This is a genomic window from Rhizohabitans arisaemae (genome assembly GCF_025996515.1).
Taxonomy (GTDB): domain Bacteria; phylum Actinomycetota; class Actinomycetes; order Streptosporangiales; family Streptosporangiaceae; genus Rhizohabitans; species Rhizohabitans arisaemae.
On sequence record NZ_BLRH01000021.1, the window covers coordinates 97,934 to 114,720 of the forward strand.

The 16,787-nt window shown below is 71.1% G+C and carries 14 protein-coding genes; 10 read left to right on the forward strand and 4 right to left on the reverse strand.

Features of this window, described 5'->3' with window-relative positions; all coding sequences use genetic code 11:
* Positions 1 to 159: 159 nt before the first annotated feature.
* From RUR_RS08880 to RUR_RS08895, 4 genes are all read left to right on the forward strand, one after another.
* Positions 160 to 441 carry a hypothetical protein gene (locus RUR_RS08880; RefSeq protein WP_283134460.1) on the forward strand — a complete coding sequence of 94 codons (282 nt, stop codon included), beginning with the start codon at positions 160 to 162 and terminating at the stop codon, positions 439 to 441.
* Between the two features lie 109 nt (positions 442 to 550).
* Positions 551 to 859 carry a hypothetical protein gene (locus tag RUR_RS08885; protein WP_283134461.1) on the forward strand — a complete coding sequence of 103 codons (309 nt, stop codon included), beginning with the start codon at positions 551 to 553 and terminating at the stop codon, positions 857 to 859.
* Positions 860 to 976: 117 nt separating this feature from the next.
* A complete protein-coding gene (locus RUR_RS08890; RefSeq protein ID WP_283134462.1) occupies positions 977 to 1,282 on the forward strand; it encodes a hypothetical protein in 306 nt (101 codons plus the stop codon).
* Positions 1,283 to 1,399: 117 nt separating this feature from the next.
* Complete coding sequence (locus RUR_RS08895) at positions 1,400 to 1,699, forward strand: hypothetical protein (RefSeq protein WP_283134463.1); 300 nt, start codon at positions 1,400 to 1,402, stop codon at positions 1,697 to 1,699.
* 7 nt (positions 1,700 to 1,706) lie between these two features.
* Here RUR_RS08895 and RUR_RS08900 read toward each other — a convergent pair whose 3' ends face one another.
* The 3 genes from RUR_RS08900 to RUR_RS08910 all read right to left on the reverse strand — a co-directional run bounded on the left by RUR_RS08900 (position 1,707) and on the right by RUR_RS08910 (position 4,889).
* On the reverse strand, positions 1,707 to 2,885 hold the full coding sequence (locus RUR_RS08900; protein WP_283134464.1) for an FAD-dependent oxidoreductase: 1,179 nt from the start codon (positions 2,883 to 2,885) through the stop codon (positions 1,707 to 1,709).
* A gap of 196 nt (positions 2,886 to 3,081) precedes the next feature.
* Positions 3,082 to 4,269 carry an FAD-dependent oxidoreductase gene (locus RUR_RS08905; protein ID WP_283134465.1) on the reverse strand — a complete coding sequence of 396 codons (1,188 nt, stop codon included), beginning with the start codon at positions 4,267 to 4,269 and terminating at the stop codon, positions 3,082 to 3,084.
* Positions 4,266 to 4,889 (reverse strand): TetR/AcrR family transcriptional regulator, encoded by a 624-nt coding sequence (locus RUR_RS08910; RefSeq protein WP_283134466.1) that lies wholly within the window; start codon positions 4,887 to 4,889, stop codon positions 4,266 to 4,268. Before RUR_RS08910 ends, RUR_RS08905 begins: the two co-directional genes overlap by 4 nt.
* Before the next feature lie 332 nt (positions 4,890 to 5,221).
* On the opposite strand from RUR_RS08910, the gene RUR_RS08915 reads away from it, so the two are divergent.
* Genes RUR_RS08915 through RUR_RS08935 form a run of 5 tightly spaced genes read left to right on the forward strand, consistent with a single transcriptional unit; the run spans position 5,222 to position 11,092 of the window.
* Positions 5,222 to 5,980 carry an ABC transporter ATP-binding protein gene (locus RUR_RS08915; RefSeq protein ID WP_283134467.1) on the forward strand — a complete coding sequence of 253 codons (759 nt, stop codon included), beginning with the start codon at positions 5,222 to 5,224 and terminating at the stop codon, positions 5,978 to 5,980.
* A gap of 11 nt (positions 5,981 to 5,991) precedes the next feature.
* Positions 5,992 to 6,984 carry an ABC transporter substrate-binding protein gene (locus RUR_RS08920; RefSeq protein ID WP_283134468.1) on the forward strand — a complete coding sequence of 331 codons (993 nt, stop codon included), beginning with the start codon at positions 5,992 to 5,994 and terminating at the stop codon, positions 6,982 to 6,984.
* Entirely contained in the window at positions 6,981 to 9,074 is a 2,094-nt protein-coding gene (locus tag RUR_RS08925; protein ID WP_283134469.1) for an iron ABC transporter permease, read from the forward strand. The genes RUR_RS08920 and RUR_RS08925 overlap by 4 nt, the downstream gene beginning before the upstream one ends.
* A 3-nt stretch (positions 9,075 to 9,077) precedes the next feature.
* The gene (locus RUR_RS08930; RefSeq protein ID WP_283134470.1) at positions 9,078 to 10,025 is read left to right on the forward strand and encodes a siderophore-interacting protein; all 948 of its coding nucleotides are present in this window, start codon (positions 9,078 to 9,080) and stop codon (positions 10,023 to 10,025) included.
* Positions 10,026 to 10,084: 59 nt separating this feature from the next.
* Complete coding sequence (locus RUR_RS08935; RefSeq protein ID WP_283134471.1) at positions 10,085 to 11,092, forward strand: helix-turn-helix domain-containing protein; 1,008 nt, start codon at positions 10,085 to 10,087, stop codon at positions 11,090 to 11,092.
* Positions 11,093 to 11,288: 196 nt separating this feature from the next.
* Here the strand turns inward: RUR_RS08935 and RUR_RS08940 are convergent, their stop codons facing one another.
* Positions 11,289 to 15,002 carry a S8 family serine peptidase gene (locus RUR_RS08940; protein ID WP_283134472.1) on the reverse strand — a complete coding sequence of 1,238 codons (3,714 nt, stop codon included), beginning with the start codon at positions 15,000 to 15,002 and terminating at the stop codon, positions 11,289 to 11,291.
* Between the two features lie 336 nt (positions 15,003 to 15,338).
* Here RUR_RS08940 and RUR_RS08945 point away from each other — a divergent pair, with 336 nt between their 5' ends.
* A complete protein-coding gene (locus RUR_RS08945) occupies positions 15,339 to 16,616 on the forward strand; it encodes a trypsin-like serine protease (RefSeq protein WP_283134473.1) in 1,278 nt (425 codons plus the stop codon).
* The last annotated feature ends 171 nt before the right edge of the window (positions 16,617 to 16,787 follow it).

Below are 16,787 nucleotides of genomic sequence, written 5' to 3' on the forward strand. Positions count from 1 at the left end.
CCGGAGTGAACGCCGGATCACGCGCACAGCCGTCTCCCTCAAGTGACGGGTCGCCTATCGCACGTCGCCGGGGGAGGGACAAGCCTCCTCCCCCGGCCGTAGCCCGTATATCCATTCCAGGAGTGAGGAGCCACCGTGAAGGTGAGGAGATGGGCGTCGTTGTCTGCGTCCGTGCTGCTGGCAGCGGGCCTGGTGGTCGGTACGGCCGGCCCCGCGCTGGCCGTACCCACCGGCTGTAGCGTCGGCGGCGGTCCCGACAGGTACTACAGCATTTGTACCGGCGGTACCGGCCTGCACAGTGTCTATGTCATCCAGGCGCATCGGCAGCCGGGCATGACCGAAGCTTTCTCCGGTCCCTGGCAGCCCGTAGGCACGCGCTCCGAAGTGGTGAGGTGGCCTTACCACGGGGTCGTCGTGCACGTGGGTTACGCGACCAACTGACGGGACCCGGGATTCAGCACACGGTTCAGCACCGCATCGGTGGGGGAGAGACGTGCCGTCCTCCCCCGGGCGGTTGCCCGTACACCCACTTCCAGCGGGAGGAACAACTGTGAGAGTGAAGAGATGGGCGGCGTCGTTGTCGGCGTCGGCGCTGCTGGCCGCGGGCCTGGTGGCCGGTACGGCGGGGGCGGCGCACGCCGTGCCGACGGGTTGCGGACCGGGCCTTCACCCCGACGGCTACTACTACAGCAGCTGCAGCGGCGGAACCGGCGAGCATCGGATTGTGATCATCGAGCGTCACCACCTGCCCGGGGTCGGCCCCATCGATCGCTACGGTCCGTGGCAGCCCGTCGGCACGCTGTCGACGATCTCGCCGCGATACAGCGGCGTCACCAACGCCTTCGTGCTGACGCGCTGACGGCGGGTCCCGAATCCAAGGTTCACCCGGGGGTCAGTACCACACCGCCGAGGGAAGGACGAGTCCCCTTCCCTGGGCCGGTGATCCGTACAACCACTTCTGGAAGGAGAAACCACGGTGAGAGTAAGAAGACAGGTGGCGTCGTTGTCGGCGTCCGTGTTGCTGGCCGCAGGGCTTGTGGCCGGTACGGCCGGCCCGGCGCTCGCCGTGCCCACCGGCTGCAGCACCTGGTACTCCGCGGGTACGTACTACAGCGGCTGCACCGGCGGTACCGGTGAGCACCGCATCGCGATCATGGAGCGGCACTGGGCACCTGGGGTAGGCCCGATCCCCAGCTATGGCGCGTGGCAGCCGCCCGGCGCGGTCTCCCAGGTGTGGCCACGATACGGCGAAGTCACCGGCAGCTGGATGGAAAGGCGCTGACGGCCGGTCGGCGAATCCAGGGTTTGTTCCAGGGGGTCAGAACCACGGCACCGGGAGAGGGCGAGACTCTCCCCCGGCCGGTTACCCGTACATCCACTTCCAGCGGGAGGAACAACTGTGAGAGTGAAAAGATGGGCGTCGTTGTCGGCGTCGGTGTTGCTCGCCGTCGGTCTGGTGGCCGGTACGGCAGGGGCGGCGCACGCCGTACCCACCGGCTGCAGTCGCGGAATCAGCGGCAGCCTTTACTACACCAACTGCACCGGCGGTACCGGTGAGCACCGAATTTTCCTCATCGAGGCGCATTGGCTGCCGGGCTCGTCCATGATCACCACTGGACCCTGGCAGCCCCCAGGCACGATCTCCTCGGTGTTGCCGCTAGGCAGGTACGTCGAGAGCGCGTGGATCGACAAGCGCTGACGGCATGTCACACCCCGGCTCGGTTGTCCGGGCGTTTGGTGATCAGGTCCGTTCCGGCCGGGATGAGGGAGCCGGCGAGCAGCCGGCTCCCGCCCGGTAGGGCGGCCAGTCGCATGAGCAGGTCGCGGGCGACGATACGCCGCCGGGTGGACGGCGCCATCCATTCGATGAAGCTCCGTCCGAACCGCTGGGTGTCGGCGACGGCCTTGGCCATTCGCGCGTGATAGCGGAGCAGCGCGCCGGTCGGGTCGTCGCCGGCCCGGCGGAGTTCGTCGGCGAGCACCCAGGCCCCGGCCATGGCGAGGGAGGCGCCATGGCCGGCGAACAGCGACACCGCCTGGCAGGCGTCGCCGACGAGGACCACCCGGCCCCGGCTCCATTCGGTCATCTCGACCTGGTTCACCTGGTCGTGGTAGAGCTGGTCGGCGGGCGGGCAACGCGGGAGCACTTCGGGCAGGATCCAGCCGAGGTGCCCGTATTGCCGGGTCAGTTCGGCGGCGATGTCGGCCGGTGGGCGCGGGTCGGATGCGCGTCGCAGGAACAGCATCGCGAGGCTGTCGTCACGGAGGGCGTAGGCACCGGTCATCAGCCCGGGGACGGTCAGGGTCCGGTACCGGGTGCCGATCTCCCGGCTGAGCCGCTCGTCTCTGAGGGTGTAGACGGTGATCTGGCGTCCCAGGTAGCGCAGGTACCTCTCCTTGGGTCCGAAGGCGAGTTCCCTGACCCGGGAATGGGTGCCGTCCGCGCCGACGAGCAGGTCGACGGTTTCCACGGTGCCGTCGGTGAGCTGTACGGTGACCCCGCTCGCGTTCTGCTCGATCCCGGCGACGCTGGTCTCGTAGACGATGGGGGAGCGGAGGTCGTCGTGGACGGCTTGGGCGAGGTCCTCCCGCATCAGGCTGAAGACCTGCTCGGCGAGTTCGCCGGTGATGCGCACGCCGCTCGTCTTGCGACCGGCGTGGTCGACGTACTCGATCTCGGTGATGGGGTAGCGCATCCGGACGATGCGGGGGCGGAGCCCCATCCGGTCGGCGACCTCCATCCCGGGCCCGTAGAAGTCGATCATGTAGCCGCCCTTCCGGAACCGGGGCGCGCGTTCCACGATCTTCACCTCCCAGCCGTCGCGCTCCAGGTGCCAGGCGAGGGTGAGCCCCGCGATACCGGCCCCGCAGATCAACGCTTTCATTGGATACCTCTCTCGGTCTTGACAAGAAGGCCATGCCGGCAGATCGATATGGCTTGTTCGCCCCAGCGGGCCGGTCCCTCGGCCGACGGCGGGTCGACCCCGGTGGCGTCGGCGAAGTGGTCGCGCGGCAGGACCGCACCACGGCACCGAGGGAGGGGAGGGCCTCCCTCCCTCGGAGGGTTACCCGGACAAGGGGCTACGCTCGGCCGGTCTGATCGATGAGGGGTGCCGAGTGGGGTTTGATCAGGCCCTTCCCCGCCGTGGCCAGCGGGGCGACCATCAGCCGGTTGGCTCCCGGCAGGTTCATCAGGCGCATGAACATGTCCCGGGCCACGATGCGCCCCCTGGTGCCGGGGGCGACCCATTCGAGGGACTGCCGTCCGAAGCGCTGGATCTCCGCGACCGGTCCGGCCATACGCGCGTGGTACCGGGTGAGCGCCCCGGGCACGTGGCGCCCGGCTCCGCGGAGTTCGTCGGCGAGGACCCAGGCCCCGGCCATGGCGAGGGAGGCGCCATAGCCGGCGAACAGCGACACCGCCTGGCAGGCGTCGCCGATGAGGACCACCCGGCCCTTGCTCCACTCGTCCATTTCGACCTGGTTGACCTGGTCGTAGTAGATCTCTGAGGCGGGTGGCCGGAGGGATAGCACCTTGGGCAGGATCCAGCCGAGATGGCCGTAATGCCGGGTGAGTTCGGCGACGATGTCGTCGGGCAGCCGCGGATCGGGTTCCTGCCGGAGGAACAGCACCGCCAGGCCGTCGTCCCGCTGGGAGTAGGCCGCGACCATCAGGCCGGGCACGGTCAGGGACCGGAAACGCATGCCGATCTCCCGGTGCAGCTCCTCGTCCTTGAGGGTGTAGGCCGCGGTCTGCCGCCCGAGGTAGCGAACGAAGTGCTCCTCGGGGCCGAAGGTGAGTTCCCTGACCCGTGAGTGCGCCCCGTCCGCGCCGACGAGCAGGTCGACCTCCTCTCGGGTGCCGTCGGTGAGCCGGACGGCGACGCTGTCGGCGTGCCGCCGGATGCTCTCGATACTGGTGCTGTAGACGATGGGGGAGCGGACCTCGTCGTGAAGGGCCTGCGCCAGGTCTTCCCGCATGACGTTGAGGCCATCGCCGAGAACCCCGGTGAAGGTGACTCCGCTGGTCCTTCTGCCCTCTCCGTTGACATAGTCGACTTCGTCGATCGGGTATTGCGTCGCGAGCAGGCGGGGGCGGATGCCCATCTGCTTGGCGACCTCCATCCCGGGGCCGTAGAAGTCGATCATGTAGCCGCCGTGCCGGAACCGGGGCGCGCGTTCCACGATCTTCACATCCCAGCCGTCGCGCTCCAGGTGCCAGGCGAGGGTGAGTCCCGCGATACCCGCACCGCAGATCAACGCTCTCATTCCGTGCCCTCCTCGTTGTCGACAAGAAAGCCGTGCCGGCAGATCGACAAGGCCTGTTCGCCCCAGCGGGCCAGTCCTTCGGCCGACAGCGGGTCGACCCCGGTGACGTCGGCGAAGTGGTCGCGCAGCAGGATCGTCGCCAGGTCGTCGGCCATGAGGAACACGGTCAGCGCGACCGGGTCGGTGCCCGGGCGGAGCACCCCCGCCTCGTGCATGGCGACGGTGAACCCCAGGCTGAGCTCGTACCACCGCCGGAACAGCCGGTACCCCTCGGGTGCTCCCGAGAGCAGCAGCCGCCGCAGGTAGGCGGGCACCGGGGAGTCCGGCGGGAGGTGGCGGGTGAGGAGCTCGGCGAGGGAGGCGCCGCCCGCCGGTGCGGCCAGCAGCTCCGGGTGTTCGGAGAATTCGGCGAACAGGTCGTCGAAGACCCGGCCGACGTGGTCGTCGACCACCTGTTTCAGCCCGTCCTTGGAGCCGAAGTGGTGGACGACCAGGGGCGCCGACACCCCGGCGGCGTCGGCGATCTGTTTGAGCGTGACACGTTCCGGGCCGTGCTCGGCGAACAGCCGTGTCGCGGCGTCCCTGATCGCCGCGCGGCGCGTCAAATCCACTGAATCCACATTCAGGATACTAAATGCCCGTTCAGTCTTCTGTCCAGAGGCGTGCGGGAACCTTGATCGATGCGATGGGGGGCGTCGGGGACCCCGATGTCGTACGGCCTGCGGTCGCCACAGCGTGAGGTGTCGGTGACCGCCTCGTGGCCGGTGAGCCGGCGCAGCCCGTACCGGACGTCTGTGACCTGGGTGAATCCGCTGTGGTGAAGGAAACACAGGGGTCGGTCTTCCGGGATTGGGAAGGTTAGCCTAACCTAATAGCCGTGACCGAGAAGATCACCCCGATTGCTCCGTCTATGTATGGAGATGGCCTGTTTCTCAGCTATGCCGGAAACACTGTGGTCGAGAACGCCGCCATCACGCTCCACACCGGCCGGGTGACCGCGCTCGTCGGCCCGAACGGCAGTGGGAAGTCCACGGTGCTCCGGACGATGGCGCGGCTGCACCGCCCCGACCGCGGCTCGGTCAGGTTCGGTGACGACTCGTCGGCCCTGGCCCTGTCCGCCAGGGATTTCGCCCGCCGGGTCACCCTGCTCGCGCAGAGCCGCCCCACCCCCGGCGGCGTCCGGGTGAAGGACGTGGTCGGCTACGGCCGGCACCCCCATCGTGGCCGCTGGCGCGGCGACGACGCGGGCGGCCCGGCCGTCGTCGCCCGGGCGATGGACGTGACCGGCGTGGCGGCCATGGCCGACCGCCCCGTCGACGAACTCTCCGGGGGTGAACTTCAGCGGGTCTGGCTGGCCACCTGCCTCGCCCAGGACACCGAGGTGCTGCTGCTGGACGAGCCCACCACCTTTCTCGACCTGCGCTACCAGGTGGAACTGCTGGAACTCGTCCGGGATCTCGCCGAGACCCACGGCGTCGCGATCGGCATCGTCCTGCACGACCTCAACCAGGCCGCCGAGATCGCCGATCGCGTCGTGCTGCTGGAGAAGGGCCGCGTCCGCGCCGACGGCCCGCCCGCCGAGGTGTTCACCGAAGACCTGCTGAGCCGGGTGTACGGCATTCGCATCGAGGTCACCCACGACCCGCTGACGGGGACGGCGCGAACCCGCCCGGTGGGCCGGCACATCCAGAACGTCCGTGTACCACAGTGACAGGAACCGTCATGTCCCCCTTGCGCAGCGCCCTCGTGGTCCTCGCCGCCGTCCTCACCCTCGGTGCCTGCGGCACCACCGAGACCGCGTCCGCACCCGCCGACCCCTCGGCGGGCCCCGGAACCGCCGCGGCCGGTCCGATCACCGTCACCGACGGCCGCGGCAAGCAGATCGCCCTCGACAAGCCGGCCGTCAAGGTCGTCGGGCTCGAATGGGGTGAGGTCGAGATGCTGGCCACCCTCGGCGTCATGCCGGTCGGCGTCGCCGACGTGAAGGGGTACGGCACCTGGGTCACCTCGGTGAAACTCGACCCGTCCGTCAAGGACGTGGGCACCCGCGCCGAGCCGAGCGTGGACTCCATCGTCGCGCTCCAGCCCGACCTCGTGGTCATGACGGCCAAGCGGGACGCCACCCTCGTGAACCAGCTGGAGAAGTTCGTCCCGGTCATCGTGACCGACAACGGCAAGTCGGGCGCCAACATCGACGGGATGCGGACCGACTTCAAGATGATCGCCACTGCGGTGGGCAAGAGCGCCGAGGCCGACCGGGTCCTGGCCGAGTTCGACGCCGCGCTGGCCGACGGGGCGGCCAAACTCGCCGCCGCGGGCAAGGCCGGCAAGCCGTTCGCCATGGCCGACGGCTGGAAGGAAGGCAGCACGATCTCGATCCGGATGTTCGGACAGGGCGCGCTCGTCTCCGAGGTCGTCATCAAACTGGGCCTGCGCAACGTGTGGAACGGCAAGGTCGACGAGGAGTACGGCCTCGGCACCACCGACGTCGAAGGGCTGACCCCGCTGAAGGACCCGGACATCCGCTTCTTCTACAACGCCTCCGACGGGGACGACGTGTTTACCGACGGGCTCGCGGGCAACGCCATCTGGAAGTCGCTGCCGTTCGTGACCAAAGGCCAGGTGACCAAGCTGCCGGACGGGATCTGGACCTTCGGCGGGCCGCTCTCCTGCAAGCAGTACGCCGACGCGATCGTGAAGGCCTACCTCGCTTGAGCACACCCGTGCTGACGCCGGCCGTCCCGGCGACACCGCTGCGGCGGGCCGGGACGGCCGGGGTCTTCGTCCTCGCCCTGGCGGTGACCGTGCTGGTCTCGGCGGTCCACCTCACCCAGGGCACCTCCTCGGTGGGCGCGCTGGACCTGCTCCGGCTCCCCTTCGGCGGGCAGGACGCACGCGCCGAGGAGGCGATCCGCGTCGTGCTCGCCTCCCGGCTGCCCCGGCTGCTCGCCGGAATCGCGGTCGGCGTCGCCCTCGGGGTGGCCGGCGCCCTGCTCCAGTCGCTGGCCCGCAACCCGCTCGCCTCACCGGACACCCTGGCGGTCAACGCGGGCGCCTACCTCGCCGTGGTCGCCGCCGCGGCGTTCGGCCTGAGCCTGCCGGTGCTGCCCGCCGGCGGACTCGCCTTCCTGGGCGGGCTCGCCGCGGCCGGGCTGGTCATGGCGCTCTCCGCGGGCGGCAGGTCGGGCACCACCCGGCTGATCCTCGCCGGGTCGGCCACCGCCCTCGCCCTCGGCGGGCTCACGATCCTCCTGCTCATCCTGCAGGAGCAGCGGACCGTCGGCCTGTTCGCCTGGGGCAGCGGCACCCTCGTGCAGAGCGACCTGCACGCGGTCGGCCAGATGGGCCCGGTGATCCTTATCGCCGTGGCCTGCGCCGTGGCGCTCGGCCCCCGGCTGGACATCCTCGGCCTGGGCGACGACACCGCCACCGTGCTGGGCGTCGGCGTCCGGCGGCTGCGGCTGACGATCACCGTGCTCGCCGTCCTGCTCTCCGCCGCCGCGGTGACCGTCGCCGGTCCGATCGGCTTCGTCGGCCTGTGCGCCCCGGTGATCGTCCGGCTGCTCGCCCGCCGCCTCCCCGAGCTGCACCGGCATCGGATCCTGCTCCCGCTCGCCGCGTTCTCCGGCGTGCTCGTCATCCTCGTCGCCGACATCGCGCTCCGCGCGGTCCTCGGCGGGCAGGGCGGCATCGACGTGCCGACCGGCGTGGTGACGACGCTGTTCGGCGCGGTGGTGCTGGTCTGGCTGGCCCGGCGCCACCGCGACGCCGGGCCGACCCGGCAGCCCCCGGCGGTCCGCGCCGCCGCCCGCCGGTCCCGGGCCGCGGTCGCGGGCCTGATCGGCGGCTGCACGGCCCTGCTGCTCGGCGCGGCGCTGGCGGGGATGCTGCTCGGCGACACCTGGCTGCTCACCGGGGACCTGGTCAACTGGGTGCAGGGGAAGACCGGCCGGGCCCTCACCTTCGTGCTCGACCAGCGGTACCCCCGGGTGCTCGCCGCGATCCTGGCCGGCGCGGCCCTGGCGCTCGCCGGCACCGCGATCCAGGCGGTGTCCCGCAACCCGCTGGCCGAACCCGGGATCCTCGGCGTCACCCAGGGCGCCGGGGTCGGCGCGGTGGCCCTTTTGACCTTCGTGCCGCTCGCCGGGATCTGGCCGATGTCTGCCGTGGCCGGCGGCGGCGCGCTGCTCGCCTTCGCCGTCGTGTACGGGTTGTCCTGGCGTGGCGGGCTGAACTCGGACCGGCTGGTGCTCATCGGCGTCGGCGTCGCCGCCGGATGCGGCGCGCTCACCACGTTCATCATCGTCTCCTCCGACCCGTGGAACACCGCCAAGGCCCTCACCTGGCTGTCGGGGTCCACCTACGGCCGGACCCCGGCCCAGCTCATCCCGGTGGCGATCGCCCTGGTGCTGTTCACCCCGCTCCTGGTGGCGGCCCGCCGGGAGCTGGACCTGCTCACCCTGGACGAGGACACCCCGCGCATCCTGGGGGTCCCGCTGGAACGCGCCCGGCTCGTCCTGCTCGGCGGCGCAGTCCTGCTCACCTCCACCGCGGTCTCGGCCGTCGGGGTCATCGGCTTCGTCGGACTGGTCGCGCCGCACGCGGCCCGGGTCCTGGTCGGCGGCCGCCACGCGCTGGTGCTCCCCGTGGCGGCCCTGCTCGGCGCGATCCTGGTCAGCCTCGCGGACACCCTGGGCCGGACCGTCATCGCCCCGGCGCAGATCCCGGCCGGTCTGGTCACCGCCATGATCGGCACACCGTACTTCATCTGGCTGCTCTGGCGGTCACGCGTGGGAAAGGACTGAACAATGATCGCTCCCTGGCGGGTCTTCCCTGTCGAGGTACGGGCGGCGCGGCGGCTCAGCCCGTCGTTCCTCCGGGTCACCTTCACCGGCGAGGATCTCGACAGCTTCGCCGACAACGGCTTCGACCAGCGGTTCAAGCTGATCCTGCCGTTACCGGGCCGGGGGACGGCGGACTTCCCCACCGGGCCCGACTGGTACGCGCGATGGCGCGAGCTTCCCCCCGAGCGGACCAACCCGATCCGCACCTACACGGTCCGCGCGGTCCGGCACGAGCCGCGCGAGGTCGACGTCGACTTCGTCGTTCACGGGGACGACGGCCCGGGACCCCATCCGGAGGTGCCCCACCACGAGCCGGGACCCGCGCTCAGCTGGGCGGTCGCCGCGCAACCCGGGGAGCGCGCCGCGTTCTTCGGCCCGGACGCGCGGCACGAGGGGTCCCAGGGCGGGCTGGAGTTCCGGCCGCCGGAGGACGCGGGGAGCGTTCTGCTCGCCGGTGACGAGACCGCGGTTCCGGCGATCGTCTCGATTCTCGAACGGCTTCCGGCCGACGTCTTCGGCGCGGCGCTGATGGAGGTCCCCTGCGCGGGCGACGTCCTGCCGGTCAAGGCGCCTGCGGGCGTGCGGGTGCGCTGGCTGCCCCGGGACGGGGCCGAGCACGGGTCACGCCTGATCCCCGCCGTCCAGGCCGAGGTCGCCGGGCTCGCCCCGGCCTCCCCCGCACCCGGGGCGCAGGCCCTCGCGGAGCCGGACGTGGAGGAGGACGGGAAGGCCCTCTGGGAGGTGCCCGACATCGTGGCGTCGCCGTCCCGCTCGCCTTACGTCTGGCTGGCAGGGGAGGCCGGTGTGATCAAGACACTCCGCCGCCTTCTGGTGGGGGAGGTCGGCCTGGACCGGCGTTCGGTGGCCTTCATGGGCTACTGGCGGCTGGGCCGCGGCGCCGACCCCGACTAGCCCGCCGGGCGTGTCGGCGTTCGATACCGAACCCGGGGCGATATGCGTAGAGTGCCGGGATGTACGGGGAACACGGTGGAAACACGCTGAAGGCGGTGGGGCTGCACCCCCAGGAGGAACTCGTCTACCGCACGCTGCTGCGGCTGGCCGAAGCCCGGGCGGAGGAGGTGGCCGAATCCGCGGGGCTCGGGACGCAGGAGGCGGCGCGGCACCTGGCCACCCTGCGGGTGAAGGGGGTGGCGACCGTCGACGTCGCGGACCGGGTCACGTTCCGGCCGGTCTCCCCCGACATCGCGCTGGGGACGGCGCTCGTCCGTGAGCAGGAGTCCCTGGAGTCGGCCCGCCGCGCGGTCGCCACGCTGACCGAGGAGTACCGGGCGAGCGCCCGCCGGCACGACGCGGATCGGCTGGTGGAGGTGATCACCGGGGCCTCGGTGCTCCGGGAAACCCTCCGCGACCTGCAGAACTCGGTCGCCTCGGAGATGATGTGGTTCTGCCGGGCCAACCCCGTGGCGATGTCCAGCGAGGACAACCTCGAGGAGTTCGACGCGCTCGGCCGCGGGGTGCGCTACCGGGTGATCTACGAGCGTGCGCTCCTGGAAGAGCCCGGGATGATGGAGAACGTCGCCGCGGGGATCCGGCTGGGCGAGGAGGCGCGCACCCTGCCCAGCCTGCCGATCCGGCTCGGGATCGTCGACCACGCGATCGCCGTGTGCCCGCTCGTCCCCGGCGCGGGGGCGGGGCTCGGGGAGCCGACCGCCGCGCTGGTCGGCCGGAGCCAGCTCCTGGAGGCGCTCATCGCCCTGTTCGAGAGCTACTGGGCGCAGGCCACGCCCGTACGGCTGCACGGGGAGATCCCCGGCCCCGAGCCCGGCGGCGGGCCGGGGGAGGAGGAGCGCTTCCTGCTCTCCCTCTTCGTCGCCGGGGTACCGGACAAGTCCATCGCCTCACAGCTGGGTGTGAGCCGGAGGACGGTGCAGCGGCGCCTGGGCGAGCTGATGGCCCTGGCCGGGGTCGACACCCGCCCGGGCCTGGCGTTCCAGGCCGCCCGTCTCGGCTGGATCTGACCTCGGGCCGGGTTGGGCGCCCGGGCCGCCTGCCGCCGTACCGCCGCCGCGCCTGTCCTCCGGCCCCGTCGCGACCCGCCGTCCGGTGAGCACGGTCGCCGGGTCGCGGTCACGTCGCCGCCGGCGGGGTCGGTACGGGCCGCGCCTGCTTGCCCAGGCGCAGCCCGTACCGGATTCCTCACGCCGGGGGCGTGGGTCAGCGCAGGCCGTAGGCCCGGACGACCGTCTGGGTGATCTCGTTGTCCCGTGAGTCCTCGGCGTTGATCCGCAGCGACACGCTTTCCGCACCCTCTGCGCGCGGGACGGTCACCCGGTAGCGGGTGCCGTGGCCGCGTACGGTCGTCTCGGTCCAGGTCCGGCCCTCGTCGAACGAGACCTCGACCTCCACCTCGGTGTCCCGGGGGACGTTGAGCCCGGTCTGATGGCGCAGCGTCAGCTCCACGGTGTGCGCGTGCCGCCCGGAGACCCGGCCGTACCGGTCCACGGGGACGTCGTAGTCCACCTGGAGCAGGGGGAGGGGTTCCCTTCGGTCACCCGCGGGCCGGGCGGAACGGAAGCCCCAGGTGGTCTCGGTACGGGTCGCCCAGATCCACTCCGGGTCGTTCCGCTCGGTGGTCAGGGTCAGCCGGTATGCGGCCGGGTCCGGTGTGGTGTCGATGTTCCGCCAGGCGTCGGGCCGCTCGGCTATCGGCGTGCCGTCCCGCCAGAGCCGTAGTTTCGATTCCCCTTCGTCGCCGAAGGCGTAGTGTCCCCGGGCGTCGGTGAACTCCGGGATCCGGACGGCGAGGACGTCCCCGGAACGGGAGGAGACGATTCCCGGCACGTCGGCGGGGATCGCGGGCCGGACCACCGGGGTGATCCAGTCCATCGTGTCCGACCCCTGGGCGTAGGTTCGCGGCGACTCGCGGAAGCCGCCCGAAAGCGGGTTCATCTCATCCCAGGTGTACAGATGGTGGACGCGGTGCTGCCAGAGCGAGTCCCCGGCACTGATCCACTCCTCTCGGGTCGACGGTGTCGCGACGATGCGCTGGAAGTCGTTCCAGGAATACGACTGCCACGGCCGCCAGCCGAACCGCTGCTCCTTGGCCCAGCCGAACCCGCCGTAGTCGGCGTAGCGGGTGGTCCGCCGCATGCTGTTGGCCCGGGTCACCCGATGTGTGATCTCATCGGGCACCCGGTCCCGCTCGACGTGGAAGACGTCGTAGAGGTAGGGGCTGGAGACGGTCAGCGTGAGTTCCAGTCTGGCCCGGCCCGGACGGGCGGCCTCGATCAGCCGCAGGCCGTCGTCGTGCGCGACGACCAGCGCGGGGATCGGCTCCCGGTCGCCCACAGGCCGCCACACGGTCCACGGGGATTCGCTCCTGTCCCGCACGATGAGCGCCGCCGAGGCGCCCGCGGCGGCAGCGGCGGTGACCTGTTCCCGCTCGGTGATCTCGGGGGAGGCGGTCATCACCACCGCGGCGCCGCGGGGTTTCGCCGCGGCGAGTTCGGCGGGCTTTCCGGTTCCCGCGTAGACGAGCCGGAACTCCCGGCGCCCGTCGTAGACCGGTGATTGGTGCAGCAGGTTCGTCCACAACGGGCCGCCGAGGCCGCGGACCTGGGCGACGACCATGGGGGCGACCAGTTGCCAGCGGGAGGAGAACTCGAACTCGCCGCGCCGTACCCGCTCGGTGGGGGTGACGTTGAGCCGTCTTATGTTGCTGAAGTGCATCACCCCGTGGCTGACCGTGCGCTTGTTTCCCATCACGCGGTGCAGGTAGTAGCTGAAGATCTCCCGCTGCTCGGCGGGCTGAGGGGTCAGGATCCGCACGGGGGCGCCTTCCCGCGCGTCCAGGACGATCTCGGTGTCCTTGGTGATCTCGATTTCGGGGTCGGTGATCAGGGTCGCCTGCTCGTCCAGCCGGTCGCCGTCCTCGATGACGCCGTGCAGGATGTAGTCGCCCTCCTCCACCTCGACGGTGCGCGGCTGTCCCGGGCGGAGCCAGGTGCGCACATCCGAGCCGCGGCGCTCGCCGAACAGGGTGACCACGTACGCCCACGTCGGCTCCCCCTTCCGGTCCAGCGCGCGCAGGGTCACCTTCCGGATCGGGCCGGTGAAGGTGGTCCCGACCGAGGTCCGTACGGAGATCCCGTCCGGTCCGGTCGCGGTGATCCAGCCCCCGTGCAGGCCTCGGGCGAGCTTGGCCGCATCCAGGGTCACCCCGACCTCCGCCGACGAGCCGGGAGGTACCGTGACCTGGGCGGACTCCAGCGTGAGCGCATCCGTCCCCGCAGGGCCGCCGTCCAGGTTCCGCAGGTCGGCCTTGAGATCGAGCCGCACCTCCGCAGCGGAGTCGTTGTGGTAGACCAGGCGTTTGACGACCGGTTTGAGGCCGGGGGCGTCGGCGTGCATGCCGAAGTCGATCGCACCGGTGCCCCGCACCCGCTGGGAGACGGCACGGGCCACGTCCACCCGGCCGGAGCCCTGTTCGAAGACGGTCAGCCCGGGGTTGATCCGGGCCGTGCCGGTCAGCGCGTCCTTGAGCCGTGCCGCGCGCCATTGCGGGTTGGCCTGGGCCAGGAGTGCCGCGGCGCCCGCCACGTGCGGGGTCGCCATCGAGGTCCCCGAGGCCGCCGTGTACCGCGCGTCGACCGGGTCACCCATGGCGGTGCCGGCGGCGCGGGCCGCCACGATGCCCACTCCCGGCGCGGTGATCTCCGGTTTGAGCCCGTTGTCGCCGAGCCGCGGCCCCCGGCTGGAGAAGCCGGCGAGCCGCTCGTCCCGTTCGACCGCGCCCACGGTGAGCGCGGCGTCGGCGGCGCCCGGCGAGCCGATGGTGTGCATTCCGCCGACGTTGCCCGCGGCCACGACGAAGAGCGTCCCGGATTGGGCGGTCAGTGTGTTCACCGCCTCGCTCAGCGGGTCCTTCCCGTCGGTGGCTCCGGCGCCGAGGCTCATGTTGACCACCTCGGCGCCCTGCCGGACCGCCCACTCCATCCCCGCGATGACCCAGGAGAACTGTCCGGAGCCGTCGTCGTCGAGGACCTTGCCGATCAGCAGGTTCGCGCCGGGGGCGACGCCCTTGTGCGTGGGGCCGTTCCCGGCCACCGTCGACGCCACGTGGGTGCCGTGCCCGTGCCCGTCGGTGACCGCGGGGTCGTCGGTGAAGTTCTCCGCGGACGTCACCTTGCCGGTGAGGTCGGGGTGGGCGGCGTCGACCCCGGTGTCCAGGACGGCCACGTCGACGCCGGTTCCGTCGTAGCCCGCCCGCCAGGCGTCGGGGGCGCCGATCTGGGCGACGCTGCGGTCCAGTGTGGTCCGGACCCGGGCGTCCAGCCAGATTCGGTCCAGGCCGGCGGCGAGCCGGGGCGACGCGGTGGCCGTGGCGGGGGAGCCGCTGATCGACTTCCAGAAGCCGCTCAGCCCGCCCTTGCCCGCGGACAGGGCGGCGCCGCCGATGCTGGGTAGCGCTGTCGTGGTCGTGGCCCCGGTGAACGTCTGCGCCTGCCCCCGCTTAGGGTCTTGAAATTTCACGATAAGAGGGAGATTTGGGGCGGACCGGTCGTCGTAGCCGTCCGCGATCAGCTGCTTCACGTCGAAAAGCCCGGGGTCGAGGAGGCCGGAGGAGAGGTACGGCACCACGTCCGCCGGGATCACCTGCAGGCCGTCCTCGGTCTCGGTGGTGTGGAAGGTGACCCGCTCCCGGCCGGGCGCGGGGCGTACCGACGCGGCGTACCTGCCCGGGGCGGCTTGAACGAGCTGGACGACGTCACCGGTGATCAGGGTGACCTGATGGCCGGTGGGGTCCACCGGATCCGTCTGAGTTATCAGGCTTTTCGGGGTATGGCCTGTGGCGGGCAGGGCGACGGCGACGGTGATCGCGGTCGCGATCCCGGCGGCCGTGGCGGTCCAGCGTACGAACCGGCCCATCGATGTGCTCCTTCAGGTTGCGCAGGAGATCGCCTGCGTGGCGGGGATGGATCGCAGTCTGAAGCGAACACTTGGGGCCGGTCACCGTCTCCGGGCCGCCGCAGTGGCGACATGTCGCAAGGTGGACACTCGGCGGCGGCCTGCTGCGGCTGGCACGGCCGGCGCCGGACGGATCGGAGGACTCTCGGAAAACCGCTCTCCGATAAATCCGGATTTATGCAACTAATTTCCGTTGCGGCAATACCCGTTTATTGCTTTTTGTTGACACAATTCATTGGCTGAATGAGTCTCGTCTCCATCGGAGTCAGGATCGTCGCATTCCGCGAAGTGAGAAACATGTCTGTTCAATCATGGAGACGTAGATTCACGCTGCTCGTCGCGGCGATGGCGGTCACGTTTCCGCCCGCCCCGGCAAGTACCGCCTCGGCGGCGACCCCGTCGCCTTCGCCTGCCGTGAAACCGGCACCCGAGGGAGACGCCGGGTACATTTCGGAGGCCGACCGGGCCCGTGCCGTGGCGCAGGCGCCGCTGCTCCGGGCGGCGGACCGGATCCGTAAGCTGGTCGAGGCAGGCCAGGACGCCGGTTTCGCCGGGACCGGGATCGGCGCGGACCGGGTCGTGGTCTGGTGGAAGGGTTCGCCGCCGAAGGCCGTTCAGGACGCGATCGTCAAGGCCCGCCGGATCGCCCCGGTCGAGGTGCGGAAAGCCGCCCACTCCCGCGACGAACTGAAGGCCGCCGCCGCGAAGGTGTGGGCGGCGGCCGGGGTGACCTCCGGGGGGCCGGTGCACGCGATCCGGATTCCGTTCGACGGCAGCAAGGTGTCCGCGGCGGTGGAGGAAGGGGCCAAGGCGGCCAAGACCCAGGCCGAGTCCAGAATCCCTCGTGGCCTCGGGGTCCCGGTGGAGGTGCACGCGCGTAACCCGCTCACGGTGACGACCCGGTGCGACGACTACGCCCCGTGGTACGGCGGCGTGGCGATCCGGAACACCGCGTTCACCTTCCCCACCCTCTGCGGCGGAACCGCCGGTCGACAATTCAACTGCACCGCGGGCTTCGCCGTCCGGCTGGGCGGGCTCGCCTACCTGCTCACCGCAGGACACTGCGGCGCCCCCGGCAATGCGTTCTCCGACTCCACCGGCGAGGCCATCGGGAGCGTGACGCATGAACACGTGACGCACGACATCGCCCTCATCCGCACCCCCGGCAACTCCCTCGGCCGCATCTGGGACGGGAAACCCGGGGTCAGCGACTTCACCAAGCCGGTGATCGGCTGGCGCTGGGCCTCCTACGGCCAGCGGCTGTGCGCGTCCGGAACGACCAGCGGCGCCAAGTGCGGCTACCAGGTGGACAGCACCTACACCACGATCTGCGGCCGGGACGTCTACGGCGGCTACGAGTGCTACAACGACCTGCTCTCGGCGCGGAGCCACAGCGGCGTCTCCTCCATCGCCGGAGACAGCGGCGGCCCCGTGTACGAACTGGACGCCGACGTCAACCGGGTCTGGGCCGTCGGCACGGTGACCGGCCGGAACTGGAACACCGCCGGTGACTGGCTCGTCTTCCAGGACTTCGGTACCGCCACCCGCGACTGGCCCGGCCTCACCCTGCCGTAGAGCGGCTCGCGACAAGCACGAGTCCGGTACGGGCTGCGCCTGGTACAAGCCGGGCGCAGCCCGTACCAGACGATCTCAAGGTCGGGAGGCCAGGACCTCAAGTGTTCGATGAAGGTTCGGGCGCGACAAAGATATGCCGAAGGACAGACGCGGGGGCATGACCGATCTCGG

Bases quoted from the DNA above. Each gene is read 5' to 3' on its own strand.
- RUR_RS08900 (WP_283134464.1), bottom strand. From the start codon at position 2,885: ATGAAAGCGTTGATCTGCGGGGCCGGTATCGCGGGGCTCACCCTCGCC.
- RUR_RS08905 (WP_283134465.1), bottom strand. From the start codon at position 4,269: ATGAGAGCGTTGATCTGCGGTGCGGGTATCGCGGGACTCACCCTCGCC.
- RUR_RS08920 (WP_283134468.1), top strand. From the start codon at position 5,992: ATGTCCCCCTTGCGCAGCGCCCTCGTGGTCCTCGCCGCCGTCCTCACC.
- RUR_RS08930 (WP_283134470.1), top strand. From the start codon at position 9,078: ATGATCGCTCCCTGGCGGGTCTTCCCTGTCGAGGTACGGGCGGCGCGG.
- RUR_RS08935 (WP_283134471.1), top strand. From the start codon at position 10,085: ATGTACGGGGAACACGGTGGAAACACGCTGAAGGCGGTGGGGCTGCAC.
- RUR_RS08940 (WP_283134472.1), bottom strand. From the start codon at position 15,002: ATGGGCCGGTTCGTACGCTGGACCGCCACGGCCGCCGGGATCGCGACC.
- RUR_RS08945 (WP_283134473.1), top strand. From the start codon at position 15,339: ATGTCTGTTCAATCATGGAGACGTAGATTCACGCTGCTCGTCGCGGCG.